This window comes from Streptomyces sp. NPDC058221 (genome assembly GCF_042882365.1).
Taxonomy (GTDB): Bacteria; Actinomycetota; Actinomycetes; order Streptomycetales; family Streptomycetaceae; genus Streptomyces.
This window is the reverse complement of sequence record NZ_JBHVWF010000176.1, coordinates 1-14,939: the sequence shown is the minus strand read 5'-3', so window position 1 is coordinate 14,939 and position 14,939 is coordinate 1. Positions and strand designations below refer to the sequence as shown.

At 71.1% G+C, this 14,939-nt stretch carries 15 protein-coding genes; 8 read left to right on the top strand and 7 right to left on the bottom strand.

Features of this window, described 5'->3' with window-relative positions; genetic code table 11:
* Positions 1-40: 40 nt before the first annotated feature.
* Entirely contained in the window at positions 41-664 is a 624-nt protein-coding gene (locus ACFVW8_RS34455) for a TetR/AcrR family transcriptional regulator (RefSeq protein WP_389697129.1), read from the bottom strand.
* 155 nt (positions 665-819) lie between these two features.
* Positions 820-2,574: an acetyl/propionyl/methylcrotonyl-CoA carboxylase subunit alpha gene (locus ACFVW8_RS34450; RefSeq protein WP_389697127.1), complete on the bottom strand. Its 1,755-nt coding sequence runs from the start codon at positions 2,572-2,574 to the stop codon at positions 820-822.
* A 369-nt stretch (positions 2,575-2,943) separates the two neighbouring features.
* Between ACFVW8_RS34450 and ACFVW8_RS34445 the strand changes: the two genes are divergently transcribed.
* Positions 2,944-3,402: a hypothetical protein gene (locus tag ACFVW8_RS34445; protein ID WP_389697125.1), complete on the top strand. Its 459-nt coding sequence runs from the start codon at positions 2,944-2,946 to the stop codon at positions 3,400-3,402.
* Positions 3,403-3,481: 79 nt separating this feature from the next.
* On the opposite strand, the gene ACFVW8_RS34440 is transcribed toward ACFVW8_RS34445, so the two are convergent.
* The 4 genes from ACFVW8_RS34440 to ACFVW8_RS34425 form a co-directional block, all read right to left on the bottom strand.
* Positions 3,482-4,099, bottom strand: a complete 618-nt coding sequence (locus ACFVW8_RS34440; protein WP_389697123.1) for a Maf family protein — start codon at positions 4,097-4,099, stop codon at positions 3,482-3,484.
* Positions 4,100-4,188: 89 nt separating this feature from the next.
* Positions 4,189-4,317, bottom strand: a complete 129-nt coding sequence (mmpB, locus tag ACFVW8_RS34435; protein ID WP_093900106.1) for a morphogenic membrane protein MmpB — start codon at positions 4,315-4,317, stop codon at positions 4,189-4,191.
* A gap of 75 nt (positions 4,318-4,392) precedes the next feature.
* Positions 4,393-4,599 (bottom strand): acyl-CoA carboxylase epsilon subunit, encoded by a 207-nt coding sequence (locus ACFVW8_RS34430; protein ID WP_389697120.1) that lies wholly within the window; start codon positions 4,597-4,599, stop codon positions 4,393-4,395.
* A 14-nt stretch (positions 4,600-4,613) separates the two neighbouring features.
* Entirely contained in the window at positions 4,614-6,197 is a 1,584-nt protein-coding gene (locus ACFVW8_RS34425; RefSeq protein WP_389697118.1) for an acyl-CoA carboxylase subunit beta, read from the bottom strand.
* A 132-nt stretch (positions 6,198-6,329) separates the two neighbouring features.
* On the opposite strand from ACFVW8_RS34425, the gene ACFVW8_RS34420 reads away from it, so the two are divergent.
* The 5 genes from ACFVW8_RS34420 to hutH all read left to right on the top strand — a co-directional run bounded on the left by ACFVW8_RS34420 (position 6,330) and on the right by hutH (position 12,434).
* Positions 6,330-7,193 carry a biotin--[acetyl-CoA-carboxylase] ligase gene (locus ACFVW8_RS34420; protein ID WP_389697116.1) on the top strand — a complete coding sequence of 288 codons (864 nt, stop codon included), beginning with the start codon at positions 6,330-6,332 and terminating at the stop codon, positions 7,191-7,193.
* Positions 7,194-7,427: 234 nt separating this feature from the next.
* Complete coding sequence (locus ACFVW8_RS34415) at positions 7,428-8,603, top strand: adenylate/guanylate cyclase domain-containing protein (protein WP_389697114.1); 1,176 nt, start codon at positions 7,428-7,430, stop codon at positions 8,601-8,603.
* 100 nt (positions 8,604-8,703) lie between these two features.
* The gene (locus tag ACFVW8_RS34410) at positions 8,704-9,516 is read left to right on the top strand and encodes an enoyl-CoA hydratase/isomerase family protein (RefSeq protein WP_389697112.1); all 813 of its coding nucleotides are present in this window, start codon (positions 8,704-8,706) and stop codon (positions 9,514-9,516) included.
* 97 nt (positions 9,517-9,613) lie between these two features.
* On the top strand, positions 9,614-10,801 hold the full coding sequence (locus ACFVW8_RS34405; RefSeq protein WP_389697110.1) for a diguanylate cyclase domain-containing protein: 1,188 nt from the start codon (positions 9,614-9,616) through the stop codon (positions 10,799-10,801).
* A 79-nt stretch (positions 10,802-10,880) separates the two neighbouring features.
* Positions 10,881-12,434 carry a histidine ammonia-lyase gene (gene hutH, locus ACFVW8_RS34400; protein ID WP_389697109.1) on the top strand — a complete coding sequence of 518 codons (1,554 nt, stop codon included), beginning with the start codon at positions 10,881-10,883 and terminating at the stop codon, positions 12,432-12,434.
* 62 nt (positions 12,435-12,496) lie between these two features.
* Here hutH and ACFVW8_RS34395 read toward each other — a convergent pair whose 3' ends face one another.
* On the bottom strand, positions 12,497-12,787 hold the full coding sequence (locus ACFVW8_RS34395; RefSeq protein ID WP_389697107.1) for a hypothetical protein: 291 nt from the start codon (positions 12,785-12,787) through the stop codon (positions 12,497-12,499).
* A gap of 107 nt (positions 12,788-12,894) precedes the next feature.
* On the opposite strand from ACFVW8_RS34395, the gene ACFVW8_RS34390 reads away from it, so the two are divergent.
* Both ACFVW8_RS34390 and ACFVW8_RS34385 read left to right on the top strand, forming a co-directional pair.
* On the top strand, positions 12,895-13,317 hold the full coding sequence (locus tag ACFVW8_RS34390; protein ID WP_389697105.1) for a hypothetical protein: 423 nt from the start codon (positions 12,895-12,897) through the stop codon (positions 13,315-13,317).
* A gap of 284 nt (positions 13,318-13,601) precedes the next feature.
* Positions 13,602-14,867 (top strand): Ig-like domain-containing protein, encoded by a 1,266-nt coding sequence (locus ACFVW8_RS34385; protein ID WP_389697103.1) that lies wholly within the window; start codon positions 13,602-13,604, stop codon positions 14,865-14,867.
* Positions 14,868-14,939 lie beyond the last annotated feature (72 nt).

The following is a 14,939-nucleotide window of genomic DNA, read 5'->3' as shown; positions in this document are numbered from 1 at the left end:
CCCCCGTACCCCCGCTCCTCAAACGCCGGAGGGGCTGGAGCTAGCTGCCCCCGGACGGGCTGGAGCCGCCCCCGGACGGGCTGGAAGAGCTCAGCCCCTGCACCGTCAGCGTCAGCAACCGCTCCGCCAGCCCCGAATCGTCCGGCGACTGCTCGGCGGCCAGAGCTATCGCATTCGTGAGCTGCATCAGATCGTCGATGGACACATCGACCCGCACCGCCCCGCCCGCCTGAGCACGGGTCAGCAGCACCGAACCCGCCGCGCGCAGCGGCACATTGCACCGGGACAGTGCCGAAGTCTCGTCCCGGCACGTCGACATGAGGGCCTGGGCCAGCCCGCGGTACTCACCCGCATGAGTGATGATCGCACCCAGCCACTCCACCAGCCCGTCACACGGCCGTTCCGCCCCGGCCAGCTCGCGGGAGCGGGCGATCAGATCGGCCACCGCCTCCTGGAAGACGGCGCTCATCAGCGCGTGCCGGGTCGGGAAGTGCCGGTACAGCGTGCCGATGCCCACCCCCGCGCAGCGCGCGACATCCTCCAGGGACGCCGTCGTGCCGTGCTCCGCGAAGGCGGTACGGGCCTCGGCCAGCAGCCGGTCGTAATTGCGGCGCGCGTCGGCGCGCATGGGCCGGGCCGGTGTCGGTGCCGTGCTCATCGCCATTGCGCAGTCCTCCCTGGTTCCGCCGCCGGGGTCCAGGATGCCACCGCGCGTCCGGTGCGGTGTCCCGGAGGCGGGTGGGCAGCCGCCCCATGACCGGCGCCCCTGCCACGTCGTACGACATGACAGGGGCGCCGGTGGAACGGGTGCCGCGCGGATCAGTCCTTGATCTCGCAGATGACGGCGCCGGAGGAGACCGAGCTGCCGACCTCGGCGGCCAGGCCCTTGACCGTGCCGGCGCGGTGCGCGTTGAGGGGCTGCTCCATCTTCATGGCCTCCAGGACGACGATCAGGTCGCCCTCCTTGACCTCCTGGCCCTCCTCCACGGCGATCTTCACGATCGTGCCCTGCATCGGGGAGGCGAGGGTGTCGCCGGAGGCCGCGGAGCCGGACTTCTTCGCCGCACGGCGCTTGGGCTTGGCGCCCGCCGCGAGTCCGGTTCGGGCGAGGCTCATACCGAGCGACGAGGGCAGCGAGACCTCGAGGCGCTTGCCGCCGACCTCGACGACCACGGTCTCGCGGCCGGACTCCTCGTCCGCCTCCGCGTCGGCCGGAGCGGCGAAGGCCGGGATCTCGTTGACGAACTCCGTCTCGATCCAACGGGTGTGGATCCGGAACGGGCTGTCGGTGAAGGCCGCGTCGGCCACGACCGCACGGTGGAACGGGATGGCGGTGGCCATGCCCTCGACGTTGAACTCGGCCAGCGCGCGGGCCGAGCGCTGCAGTGCTTGCTCACGCGTCGCACCCGTCACGATCAGCTTCGCCAGCAGCGAGTCCCAGGCGGGGCCGATGACCGAACCGGACTCGACGCCCGCGTCGAGGCGGACGCCGGGACCGCTCGGCGGGTCGAACACGGTGACGGTGCCGGGGGCGGGCAGGAAGCCGCGGCCCGGGTCCTCGCCGTTGATCCGGAACTCGAAGGAGTGACCGCGCGCCGCCGGGTCGTCGTAGCCCAGCTCCTCGCCGTCGGCGATACGGAACATCTCACGGACCAGGTCGAGGCCGCTGACCTCCTCGGTGACCGGGTGCTCCACCTGGAGGCGGGTGTTGACCTCCAGGAAGGAGATCGTGCCGTCCGTGCCGACGAGGAACTCGACCGTGCCGGCGCCGACATAGCCGGCCTCCTTCAGGATCGCCTTCGACGCCGCGTACAGCTCGGCGTTCTGCGCCTCGGACAGGAACGGCGCCGGGGCCTCCTCGACCAGCTTCTGGTGGCGGCGCTGGAGCGAGCAGTCACGCGTGGAGACGACGACCACGTTGCCGTGGGTGTCGGCCAGGCACTGGGTCTCCACGTGCCGCGGCTTGTCGAGGTAGCGCTCGACGAAGCACTCCCCGCGCCCGAACGCGGCGACGGCCTCGCGGACCGCGGAGTCGTACAGCTCCGGGATCTCCTCCAGCGTGCGGGCGACCTTCAGCCCGCGCCCGCCACCGCCGAAGGCGGCCTTGATCGCGATCGGCAGCCCGTGCTGCTCGGCGAAGGCGACGACCTCGGCGGAACCCTCGACCGGGTCAGGGGTGCCGGCCACCAGCGGCGCACCGGCGCGCTGGGCGATGTGCCGGGCGGCGACCTTGTCGCCGAGGTCCCGGATCGCCTGCGGCGGCGGGCCGATCCAGGTCAGGCCCGCGTCCAGTACGGCCTGGGCGAATTCGGCGTTCTCCGAGAGGAATCCGTAACCCGGGTGGATCGCGTCCGCCCCGGAGTCCTTGGCAGCCTGGAGCACCTTGGCCATGTCCAGGTAGCTGGCGGCCGGGGTGTCACCGCCCAGAGCGAATGCCTCGTCGGCCGCACGTACATGCAGAGCGTCGCGGTCCGGGTCCGCGTAGACGGCTACGCTCCCGATTCCCGCATCCCGGCAAGCTCGGGCAACACGGACAGCAATTTCGCCACGGTTGGCGATGAGCACCTTGCGCACGATGGCTCCCTCCTTGAAACAAGCTGAGTTTAGGGACAACCGACACGGTCCTACGACCCGTCCCCAATGGTGAGCTTGCACACACGGAGTGTGATTCGAGGCTTGCTCGAGTCGCGAAATCCCTTGTGGCACCACGGTACGCCGGGAACCATAACCGCACAGTAGCCACGAGGTGTGGTCCAGGTCTCTGTCGGTACGGGCAGCGAGCCCCCATGTTTCTTTGTCTGATTCCTACTAACGGGTGCGCAATTCTTTGCCCGACGCACGACGGGGGAACGAACGTCGCCGAACCTCTTGTCCGCGGCGTTACCGATTAGTAGGGTCCGCGCTATCGCACGTACTGCAGGTAACAGAGGCAGGTAACAGGGGGTGAGCACCAAAGTGCGCAGGCCGGTGGCATTCATAGCCGCGATCGTGCTGTTCGCGGAGGCCGTGGGCATCGTGATCATCAACGGTGTCATGGCGACGTTCGTGAAGAACCAGGACATGTCCCTGGCGGGTATGGACCCCGGGGTCATGGCCAACAGCACCTGGGTGCTGGGCGGCATCTCCGGAGCGTTCCTGCTGCTGTGCGGCGTACTGCTCCTGCTGGCCGGCATCCGCGACCGGGCCCCGGGCCGGATCGCCCGGATCGTTCTCATCTGCTGCGCCGTCATCCACGGGGTGCTGGGCGCGCTGACCGTGGGGCTGGTCGGCTGGGGCGCGTTCGTGTTCATGATGGTGGTGCTCGGCCTGGTCGTGCTGGCGCTGGTGGCGTACGGCCCCGGCCAGGAGAAGCCGGCCGAGCAGGCCGGCACCGACCAGCCGGCGGCGCCCGCCCCCGCCTGACCGACAGCCGGCCACCCGGTCCGGGCGGGCCCGCCCGGACCCGGAGATCTCAGACCCGGAGATCTCAGACCCGGAGATCTCAGACCCAGAGATCGGTGACCGGGATCCCCAGCTCGCCCAGCAGCCGCCGCAGCAGCGGCAGCGACAGGCCGATGACATTGCCCGGGTCGCCGTCGATCGAGTCCACGAACGGGGCCGAGCGCCCGTCGAGGGTGAAGGCGCCCGCGACGTGGAGCGGTTCGCCCGTGGCCACGTAGGCGGCGATCTCGGCATCCGTCGGCTCGCCGAAGCACACCGTCGTGGAGGCGGTCTCGGAGACGGTCCGGCCGCTCGCGGTGTCCGTCAGGCTGTGTCCGGTCCGCAGCACGCCGGACCGCCCCCGCATGGACTTCCAGCGGGCCGTGGCCTCCTCGGCGTCGGCCGGTTTGCCGAGCGCCTCGCCGTCGAGTTCGAGTACCGAGTCGCACCCGATGACCAGCGCCCCCGCGACCTCCGCGAGCCCGGCCACGGCCGCGGCCTTCGCCTCGGCGAGGACCAGCGCGAGTTCGGCCGGCGTCGGGGCGCTCAGCGCGTCCTCGTCCACCCCGCTGACGATCACCTCGGGTGCGAACCCGGCCTGCCGCAGCAGACCGAGACGGGCGGGGGAGGCGGAGGCGAGGACGAGACGGCGGGGCGCGGGATCAGTCATGCGCGCCATCGTACAAATCAGCCGCACCTGCGGGTTGCTCCCGGGGGCGCTGCCCCCCGGACCCCCGCTCCTCATCGCCGGACGGGCTGTTTTCGCGGTCACCGCGTCCCGAGGACGAACATCGCGACCACCATGGCCAGCGCGAGCACAAGACCCGCACGTCGCATCATGTCCTGGGCGTCGCGAAGTTCTTTGGGGGGCTTGTTCTCCGGGTCGGACCACAGCATGCGTCCGATCCTGCTGCGCGGCGCGCGGCGGCGCCTGAGTACGCGTACTCAGCCGCCCCGCGCCGACCGACTCGACTATCCGGGCCAGTACGTACGCGCCCAGGCGCGCGGCCCCGGCAGATGGCGGCCCCGCCGGGCCAGCCGGCCCGGGTCGGACCACTGAGCGGGCAGTTCGGGCGCACCGGACGACACGGCGGACGCCGCAGCGGCGCGCGCCTGGACCACCGCCACGGCGGCGGCCAGCTCCTCCGGGGTCGGGTTGCCCCGTACGACCTTGATCATGGCCAGGACCCTTTCTAGAGAGGGATGTTGCCGTGCTTCTTGGGGGGCAGCGTCTCCCGCTTGGTCCGCAGCTGCCGCAGTCCCTTGACCACATGGGCCCGGGTCTCGGACGGCATGATCACCGCGTCCACGTAGCCGCGCTCGGCCGCCACGTACGGGTTGAGCAGCGCGTCCTCGTAGTCCGCGATCAGCTCGGCGCGCGTGGTGTCCTGATCCTCCGCGGCGGCGATCGTGCGGCGGTGCAGGATGTTGACGGCGCCCTGCGCGCCCATCACGGCGATCTGGGCGGTCGGCCAGGCGACGTTGATGTCGGCGCCCAGGTGCTTGGAGCCCATCACGTCGTACGCGCCGCCGAACGCCTTGCGGGTGATCACCGTGATCAGCGGGACCGTCGCCTCCGCGTACGCGTAGATCAGCTTGGCGCCGCGCCGGATGATGCCGCCGTACTCCTGGTCGACGCCGGGCAGGAAGCCCGGCACGTCCACGAAGGTCAGCACGGGCACGTTGAACGCGTCGCAGGTGCGGACGAAGCGTGCGGCCTTCTCGCTCGCGTTGATGTCCAGACAGCCGGCGAACTGCATCGGCTGGTTGGCGACGATGCCGACCGGATAGCCCTCGACCCGGCCGAAGCCGGTGAGGATGTTCGGCGCGAACAGGGCCTGGGTCTCCAGGAATTCACCGTCGTCCAGCACATGCTCGATCGCGGTGTGCATGTCGTACGGCTGGTTCGCCGAGTCCGGGATGAGCGTGTCCAGTTCGCGGTCCTCGTCGGTGGCCGCCAGGTCCGCCTCCTCCGGGAAGGCCGGGGCCTCGGAGAGGTTGTTCGACGGGAGGTACGAGAGCAGCGACTTGACGTACTCGATGGCGTCCTTCTCGTCGCCCGCCATGTGATGCGCCACACCGGAGGTGGTGTTGTGGGTGCGGGCGCCGCCGAGGTCCTCGAAGCCGACGTCCTCGCCGGTGACCGTCTTGATGACGTCGGGCCCGGTGATGAACATGTGCGAGGTCTGGTCGACCATGACCGTGAAGTCGGTGATCGCCGGGGAGTAGACGGCGCCGCCCGCGCACGGTCCGACGATCAGCGAGATCTGCGGGACGACGCCCGAGGCGTGCACATTGCGCCGGAAGATCTCCGCGAAGAGGCCCAGCGCCGCCACACCCTCCTGGATGCGGGCGCCGCCGCCGTCGTTGATGCCGATGACCGGACAGCCGGTCTTCAGCGCGAAGTCCATCACCTTGACGATTTTCTCACCGTAGACCTCGCCGAGCGAGCCGCCGAAGATGGTGAAGTCCTGCGAGTACACGCAGACGGGGCGGCCGTCGACCGTGCCGTAGCCGGTGACGACACCGTCTCCGTACGGACGGTTCTTCTCGATCCCGAAGTTCGTCGAGCGATGCCGGGCGAATTCGTCGAGCTCCACGAAGGAACCCTCGTCGAGCAGCAGATCGACCCGCTCGCGCGCGGTCAACTTGCCCTTCGCGTGCTGCTTTTCCACCGCACGCGCGGAACCCGCATGGGTCGCCTCTTCGGTACGGCGCTGCAGGTCCGCGAGCTTGCCCGCGGTGGTGTGGATGTCGGTCTCTTCCGGCTCGGACATCGGGTTGCGGCTCCCTGCCTGGTCACGGGGACGACTGTGCTGCTGATCAGCGGATGAACGCTACTGACCCGTAGCGTATCGGCGCGGATACGGTTCGGCAGTGCGTCGTTTGACACACCTAGGGTGGCTTGCATGACACCTTCGGATGCGTCTCACAGCCGCTGGTCGGACCTGGACCGGCCGCCCCTGAACGTTCCCGCGCTGCGGCGCGGACTGATCCGGCCGGACGGGCTGTGGAGCTCCCTCGACGTCGTGGACAGCACCGGTTCCACCAACTCCGATCTCGCGGGACGCGCGGCCGGTCTCACCGAGGGTGCGGTTCTGGTCGCGGAGGAGCAGACCGCCGGACGGGGCCGCCTCGACCGGACCTGGACGGCCCCGGCCCGCTCGGGCCTGTTCTTCTCCGTCTATCTGGCCCCGGGTGCCATCCCGGTACGGCAGTGGGGCTGGCTGCCGCTGCTCACCGGTGTCGCCGTGGCGGCCGGTCTGGCGAAGTCGGCGGGCGTCGACACGGCGCTGAAGTGGCCCAACGACCTGCTGGTCCAGGTCGGCGGTCAGGAGCGCAAGGCCGGCGGCATCCTGGCCGAACGTGCCGGTGAGGGTGTCGTCGTCGGCATCGGCCTCAACGTCTCCTTGCGCGAGGACGAACTGCCCGCCCCCACGGCCGCCTCGCTCGCCCTGGCCGGAGCGGTCTCCACGGACCGCGAGACGCTGCTGAGGGGCGTGCTGCGCTCACTGGAGCAGTGGTACGGGAAGTGGCGCGAGGCGGACGGCGACGCGGCGGCGAGCGGTCTCCAGGAGGCGTACGCGGCGGGCTGCGCGACGCTCGGGCGGACGGTGCGGGCCCAGCTGCCGGGTGAGCGGACGCTCACTGGGGAGGCGGTGGCCATCGACGGGGACGGGCGGCTGGTCCTGGCGACCGCGGACGGTCTCCAGGAGCCGGTGTCGGCGGGGGACATCGTGCACCTGCGGGGAGTGGAGGGCGGGCTGACCTGAGGGGGCGGTGCGGTGCGGGGTGGGAGCGTGTGGCCCGGGTTCGCCCGGGCGGCCTCGTCCTCGATCGCCGGACGGGCTTGAAGCGGCGGGGCGGGCTCGATGTGGCCGGGCAGGCTTGATGGGCGCGGACGTGGTGCCCTGAGGACGTGAGGTAGGGCACACCTGCCGTATCGTTGAGGCGATCCACCGACAGATCGGCAGGGCAGTGCGCAGGGAACGGGCAGGAGGCGGCTGGTGACCGTCGACGACACGAGCTCCGGCGCGGGCGCGGAGCCCCCGTCGGACCCATCGGTCCACGCGACACCGCATCACGAAGTCGACCACACGGCCGAGCCGACGGACGACCCTCTCGCGATCAGGCTGGAACAGCTGATTTTGGGCGCCGACCGGCGCTACACCCCGTTCCAGGCGGCCCGGACCGCGGGCGTCTCCATGGATCTCGCGTCCCGGTTCTGGCGGGCCATGGGCTTCGCCGACATCGGTCAGGCCAAGGCGCTGACCGAGGCGGACGTGCTGGCGCTGCGGCGGCTGTCCGGTCTGGTCGAGGCCGGGCTGCTCAGCGAGCCGATGGCGATCCAGGTGGCCCGGTCGACCGGGCAGACCACCGCCCGGCTGGCCGAGTGGCAGATCGACTCGTTCCTGGAGGGCCTGACCGAGCCGCCCGAGCCCGGAATGACCCGTACCGAGGTCACGTACCCCCTGGTCGAGCTGCTGCTGCCGGAGCTGGAGGAATTCCTCGTCTACGTGTGGCGGCGCCAGCTCGCCGCCGCCACCGGCCGGGTCGTGCAGGCCGCGGACGACGACGAGATGGTCGACCGGCGCCTGGCCGTCGGCTTCGCCGACCTCGTCGGGTTCACCCGGCTCACCCGGCGTCTGGAGGAGGAGGAGCTCGGCGAGCTCGTCGAGTCCTTCGAGACCACCTGCGCCGACCTGGTCGCCGCGCACGGCGGCCGGCTCATCAAAACGCTCGGTGACGAGGTCCTCTTCGCCGCCGACGACGCGGGCACGGCGTCCGAGATAGCGCTGCGCCTCGTCGAGGCCATGGCGCTGGACGAGACGATGCCGGCGCTGCGCGTCGGCATCGCGTTCGGCACGGTCACCACCCGGATGGGCGATGTCTTCGGCACCACGGTGAACCTCGCCAGCCGGCTCACCTCGATAGCGCCGAAGGACGCCGTCCTGGTGGACGGGGCGTTCGCCGAGGAGCTGACCCGTACCGGTGACGCCCCGGTCTCCGAGGCGCAGGCGGCCGAGGAGGCAGCCGAGCGGGCCGAGAAGGAGGGCGCGGACGGCGAGGAGCCGGCGCCCGTACCCAAGTACCGCTACGGGCTGCAGCCGATGTGGCAGCGCCCGGTACGCGGACTCGGCGTCGTCGAACCGTGGCTCCTGGCGCGCCGCGGCACCTCCTGATCCGGCCTGATCCGAACGCATGGCCCCGGCCCCGGCCGGCCGCTCCGGGGCAGGCCCTAGGATCCCTCCGGTAACGCTCGTTAACCGGAGGGGTGCTGTCATGACCGTCACGTCCGAGCAGCGGTTCGGGGAGTTCGTCGTCGTACGGGGCCACGAGGGCCTGGAGCACGTCGCCGAGCTGGTCCTCGACCGGCCGAAGGCCATGAACGCGGTGTCCACGGACATGGCCCGGTCGATCGCCGCCGCCTGTGCCGCGCTCGCCGCCGACCCGGACGTCCGGGTCACCGTCCTCACCTCCAGCCATGAGCGGGCCTTCTGCGTGGGGGCCGACCTCAAGGAGCGGAACTCCTTCACCGACGCCGACCTGGTGCGTCAGCGGCCCACCGCACGCGCCGCCTACACCGGAGTGCTCGAACTGCCGATGCCGACGGTCGCCGCCGTGCACGGCTTCGCGCTCGGCGGCGGCTTCGAGCTGGCACTGTCCTGCGATCTGATCGTCGCGGACCGGACCGCCCTGGTGGGCCTGCCCGAGGTCTCGGTCGGGGTCATCCCGGGCGGTGGCGGCACCCAGCTGCTGCCGCGCCGGATCGGGGCGGCTCGCGCCGCCGAGCTGATCTTCACCGCCCGCCGGGTGGAGGCGGCCGAGGCCAGGGAGCTGGGGCTGGTCGACGAGCTGGTGGCGGAGGGCGAGGACCGGTCCGAGGCGCTGGCGCTGGCCGGCCGGATCGCGGGCAACTCCCCGGTGGGGCTGCGGGCGGCCAAGCGGGCGCTGCGGCTCGGGCACGGGCTCGATCTGCGGGCCGGCCTGGAGGTGGAGGACTCGGCGTGGCGGTCGGTGGCCTTCTCCGGCGACCGGGCGGAGGGCGTGGCCGCGTTCAACGAGAAGCGGAAGCCGAACTGGCCCGGCGAGTGACACGAATGTGACGTTGGGTGATCGAATGGCGACGCAACGCGCATGATCGGCGCTGCAAAACTGATCAAATCATCACAAATCTCCCTAAGCTGGGGTGATGGGTGGTGATGATGCGCGGCTGCGGGCCGTGGTTTCGCTTGCGCAGGCGATGGCGGCGGCGCACACCCCGCGGGGGTGCTGGCGAGCGGCCGCGCTGGGGGCGTGCGAGGCGCTGGGCGGCAGCTTCGCCGCGCTGTCGGTCTGGGAGCGCGGGCGCGGGCGGCTGCGGGTCCTGGTGAACGCGGGCGAGCGGGCCGAGGGGGAGGAGGAGTTCCCCGACGAGGAGACGTACCCGGTCCACCAGTTCCCGGAGATCACCGAGTTCCTCCACGAGCGGTGGGCCGGGGGCGGTGAGCCGGACGCCTGGGTGGAGACCGCCGACGGCCCGGTGGAGCCGGAGTCCGCGGACGGCGGGCGGGGGGCCGGTGCGACGGCTGCGCACGGTCACGGGCACGGCTACTGCCACCAGCGGGTGGCGGCCCTGCGCAGGCGCGGGCGCGGCTGCTGCGTGGTGGCGCCGATCGTGCTGCACGGGCGGGCCTGGGGCGAGCTCTATGTGGCGCGCCGGGTCGGGGAGCCGGTGTTCGGGCGCCGGGACGCGGACTTCGCCACCGTGCTGGCCGCCGTCGTGGCCGCCGGGATCTCCCAGACGGAGCGCCTGGAGGAGGTGCGCAAGCTCGCCTTCACCGACCCGCTGACCGGCCTCGCCAACCGGCGGGCCGTCGACATGCGGCTGGACGAGGCGGTGGAGCGGCACCGGGCGGACGATTCGGTGGTGAGCCTGGTCGTCTGTGATCTCAACGGGCTGAAGTGGGTCAACGACACCCATGGCCATGCGGTCGGCGACCGCCTGCTGGAACGTTTCGGCTCGGTGCTGTCCCGGTGCGGCGCCATGCTGCCCGGTGCGCTGTCGGCCCGGCTCGGCGGGGACGAGTTCTGTCTGCTGGCCGTGGGCCCCGGTGCGGACGAGGTGGTCGCGGTGGCCACCGAGCTCTGCGAGCGGGCGGCCGAGCTGGAGTTCGGCAACGGGGTCGCGTGCGGGATCGCCTCCACCGGCGACCCGATCGGCCCGGTCGTCTCCGCGCGGCGGCTCTTCCGGCTCGCGGACGCGGCCCAGTACCGGGCAAAGGCGGCCCGTTCGCTGAAGCCCGTCGTGGCCGGACGGGACGGCGAGGTGATCCGGCTGGCCGACTCCCCGCCGAAATCCGCCCACGACCGCCGCAGGCTGCGCGGAAACCGCCCCTGAGTCGCACCGCCCGATCGGTAAGGGGTCAACCGGGCGACCACTAGTGACATGAAGAGATTCAATCCGTACGCTTCTGAATATGGATATGCATACAGTCGTGGTGGGGACGTCCGGCACCACCGCTCAGGACGTCATCGCCGTGGCCCGCGGCAACGCCCGTGTCGAGCTCTCCGCCGCCGCGGTGAGCGCCCTTGCCGCGGCCCGTGAGGTCATCGACGCACTCGCCGCCAAGCCCGAGCCGGTCTACGGCGTCTCCACCGGATTCGGGGCGCTGGCCAGCCGCCACATCAGCCCGGAGCTCCGCGCACAGCTCCAGCGCAACATCGTCCGCTCGCACGCCGCCGGCATGGGCCCGCGGGTGGAGCGCGAGGTCGTCAGGGCGCTGATGTTCCTCCGGCTGAAGACGGTCGCCTCCGGCCACACCGGCGTACGGCCCGAGATCGCGCAGACCATGGCCGACGTCCTGAACGCCGGGATCACACCCGTCGTTCACGAGTACGGCTCGCTCGGCTGCTCCGGCGACCTGGCGCCGCTGTCGCACTGCGCGCTGACACTGATGGGCGAGGGCGACGCGGAGGGCCCCGACGGCACCGTGCGCCCCGCGGGCGAGCTCCTCGCCGCCCACGGCATCACCCCGGTCGAGCTGCGCGAGAAGGAGGGCCTCGCCCTCCTCAACGGCACCGACGGCATGCTCGGCATGCTCGTGATGGCCATCGCCGACCTGGAGAACCTCTACACGTCGGCCGACATCACCGCGGCCCTCTCGCTGGAGGCCCTGCTCGGCACGGACAAGGTCCTCGCCCCCGAGCTGCACGCCATCCGCCCGCACCCGGGCCAGGGCGCCAGCGCCGACAACATGCTGCGGGTGCTCGCAGGATCAGGCCTCACCGGCCACCATCAGGACGACGCGCCCCGCGTCCAGGACGCCTACTCCGTGCGCTGCGCCCCGCAGGTCACCGGGGCCGGCCGCGACACCCTCACCCACGCCCGGCTCGTCGCCGACCGCGAACTGGCCTCCGCCGTGGACAACCCGGTGGTCCTCTCCGACGGCAGGGTCGAGTCCAACGGCAACTTCCACGGCGCCCCGGTCGCGTACGTCCTGGACTTCCTGGCGATCGTCGCGGCCGACCTCGGTTCGATCACCGAGCGCCGCACCGACCGGCTGCTCGACAAGAACCGTTCGCACGGACTGCCGCCCTTCCTGGCGGACGACGCCGGTGTCGACTCGGGCCTGATGATCGCCCAGTACACCCAGGCCGCCCTGGTCAGCGAGATGAAGCGGCTCGCGGTGCCGGCGTCGGCGGACTCGATCCCGTCCTCCGCGATGCAGGAGGACCACGTCTCGATGGGCTGGTCGGCCGCACGCAAGCTCCGTACCGCCGTGGACAACCTCGCCCGGATCGTCGCCGTCGAGCTGTACGCGGCGACCCGCGCGATCGAGCTGCGCGCCGCGCAGGGGCTCACCCCGGCGCCCGCCTCGCTGGCGGCCGTCGAGGCGCTGCGGGCGGCGGGCGTGGAGGGGCCCGGCCCGGACCGCTTCCTGTCGCCCGACCTGGCCGCCGCGGACGCCTTCGTGCGCGCGGGGAAGCTGGTCGAGGCCGTGGAGCCGGTGACGGGCCCGCTCGCGCGGTGACGCCGGCTGTCCGGCTTGTCAGGTGACGCAGGCGGCCGCCGGGAGGACCGGTGGCCGCCTCGCTACGCCCCGAGCGCCGTGTGCGGCGCCCCGCCGCGGGCCGAGTAGGTGACGAACCCCGCTCCGATGCCCAGGAACGCGATGCCGCCGATCAGATACGGGGTCGTGTCGATCCCCGTCCCGGTGTCGGCGAGCGTCGTGGCGTCCGTTCCGGAGGCGCTCGCGGGCGCGGATGAGGGGCCCGGGGCCTTGCCCGTATCCCCGCTCGCATGAGCGGAGGGGATGAACCAGAGCGCGCACAGCAGCGTTCCCGCAGCGGTGGCGGTCAGGAGCGGGCGGCGGGTGATGGCCACAGAATCGATCCCCCTTGTGACAGCCGTGAGTTAGGCCTGCGGCCGATGCTAATGAAAGCAGCGGGTCGCGGGAAAGCCGTGGCGTCCGGGAGCTTACGCTCCGGCGTATGAGCACTTCTGAGACATCACGGTTTGTTCGACTTCGCGTGGAAATGGTGTTGGAGATCACGGACGCCGACGCCCTGAGCGGAACGGCTCTGGAGAGCCTGGCGGCCGAGTACGGGGAGCCGGGCGGTGATTCCGCCGAGGAACGCACGCATGCCGAGACCGCGGTCCGGGAAGACGGTGCGGAGGCCCTCGCCTCGCTGATCGACCCGTTCGACCTGGTCAGCGAGGTGCCCGGGGTCGAGCTTGCCCAGGCCTCCTGGAGCAGCGAGACCATCGCCTACGACCCGCAGGACCCGGACGGATGGGACCTCGACGACGGCGATGACGAGGACGACGAGGACGACGGCGACGAGGGAGGTGCCGGCGTCCCGCACAATGGGGAGGAGAACGACGACGACGGCAGTGCGGAGCGGCGGGCGTAGCAGGTGGAGATCACCGGCCCCGACCCGGCTCCGACGGGCCGGGGCCGGTGTGCGCAACAGCCGGCGGACCCGTGCGCGCAAGCTGCTGTGAACCGGGCCGGACACCGGCCGCACCGACGTGGTGGACCACGGGAACCACTGCTGTTACCACCGCGTCGATCAGTGGTGTTCCCCACATCTTCAGCGGATGTGGAACGGGTACCCCTTTCAGGGGGTTCTTGGAACATTGACGGGGTATCGCCGGTCAACGGCCTTGCTCGGGGTTTTTGGGGATTTCGGCAACGATGGAGAAGCGTGTGATGACGGACAGCAAGCGGCGCAAGGGCCTGATGGCCGCGTCCGCACTGCTCGGCGGCGTGCTGGTGCTTTCGGCCTGCAGCGACGGCGACAAGAGCGGTTCCAGCCCCGACAGCTCGAAGAAGTCACAGGCGGCCGAGGTCGACAAGGCGGCGGCCGAGGAGGCCTCGGAGGCGCAGATAGCGATCTCGCCGAAGAACGGGGCGACCAACGCGAGCATCAACAACGACGCGAAGGTCTCCGTCACCAAGGGCAAGCTGACGGTCGTCACGATGACGACGGCCGCCGGTGCGAGCGTCAAGGGCACCCTCTCCGCCGACGGCACCAGCTGGAAGCCGGACGGCCAGCTGGAGCGCTCGACGACGTACAAGATCAACGCCACGGCGCAGGACGCGAAGGGCCGCGAGGCCCACGAGAACTCCTCCTTCACCACCGTGTCGCCCGCCAACAGCTTCATCGGGAACTTCACCCCCGAGGACGGCTCCACCGTCGGCGTCGGCATGCCCGTCTCGATCAACTTCAACAAGGCGATCACCGACAAGAAGGCCGTCCTGGACGGCATCAAGGTGACGTCCAGCAGCGGCCAGGAGGTCGTCGGGCACTGGTTCAACTCCCAGCGTCTTGACCTGCGCCCCGAGGACTACTGGCAGGGCGGCTCCACCGTCACGCTGAAGCTGGCGCTGGACGGCGTCGAGGGCGCGGACGGCGTCTACGGCGTGCAGCAGAAGACGGTCACCTTCAAGGTCGGCCGCAACCAGGTCTCGACCGTGGACGCCAAGACGCACACGATGACCGTCACCCAGGACGGGAAGACGGTCAAGACCATCCCGATCTCCGCCGGCTCGCCCGAAAACCCCACGTACAACGGACAGATGGTGATCTCCGAGAAGTACAAGGAGACCCGGATGGACGGCTCCACGGTCGGCTTCACGGACGACGACGGCAAGGGCGAGTACGACATCAAGGACGTGCCGCACGCCATGCGGCTGTCCACGTCCGGCACCTTCATCCACGGCAACTACTGGGGCAAGGGCATTTTCGGCACCGCCAACACCAGCCACGGCTGTGTCGGGCTCGCCGACGCCAAGGGTGCGGGCGACCCCAGCCAGCCCGCCGCCTGGTTCTACAACAACTCCATGATCGGTGACGTGGTCGTCATCAAGAACTCCCCGGACAAGACCATCAAGCCGGACAACGGACTCAACGGCTGGAACATGAGCTGGGCCGAGTGGACGGCGGGCTCGCAGGCCTGAGCCGGCGTCCTCCTTCCGGGTCCGACCCCGTCGGCCCCAAGTCCCCTGCCACAGGCGGCGGCACCGCATCCC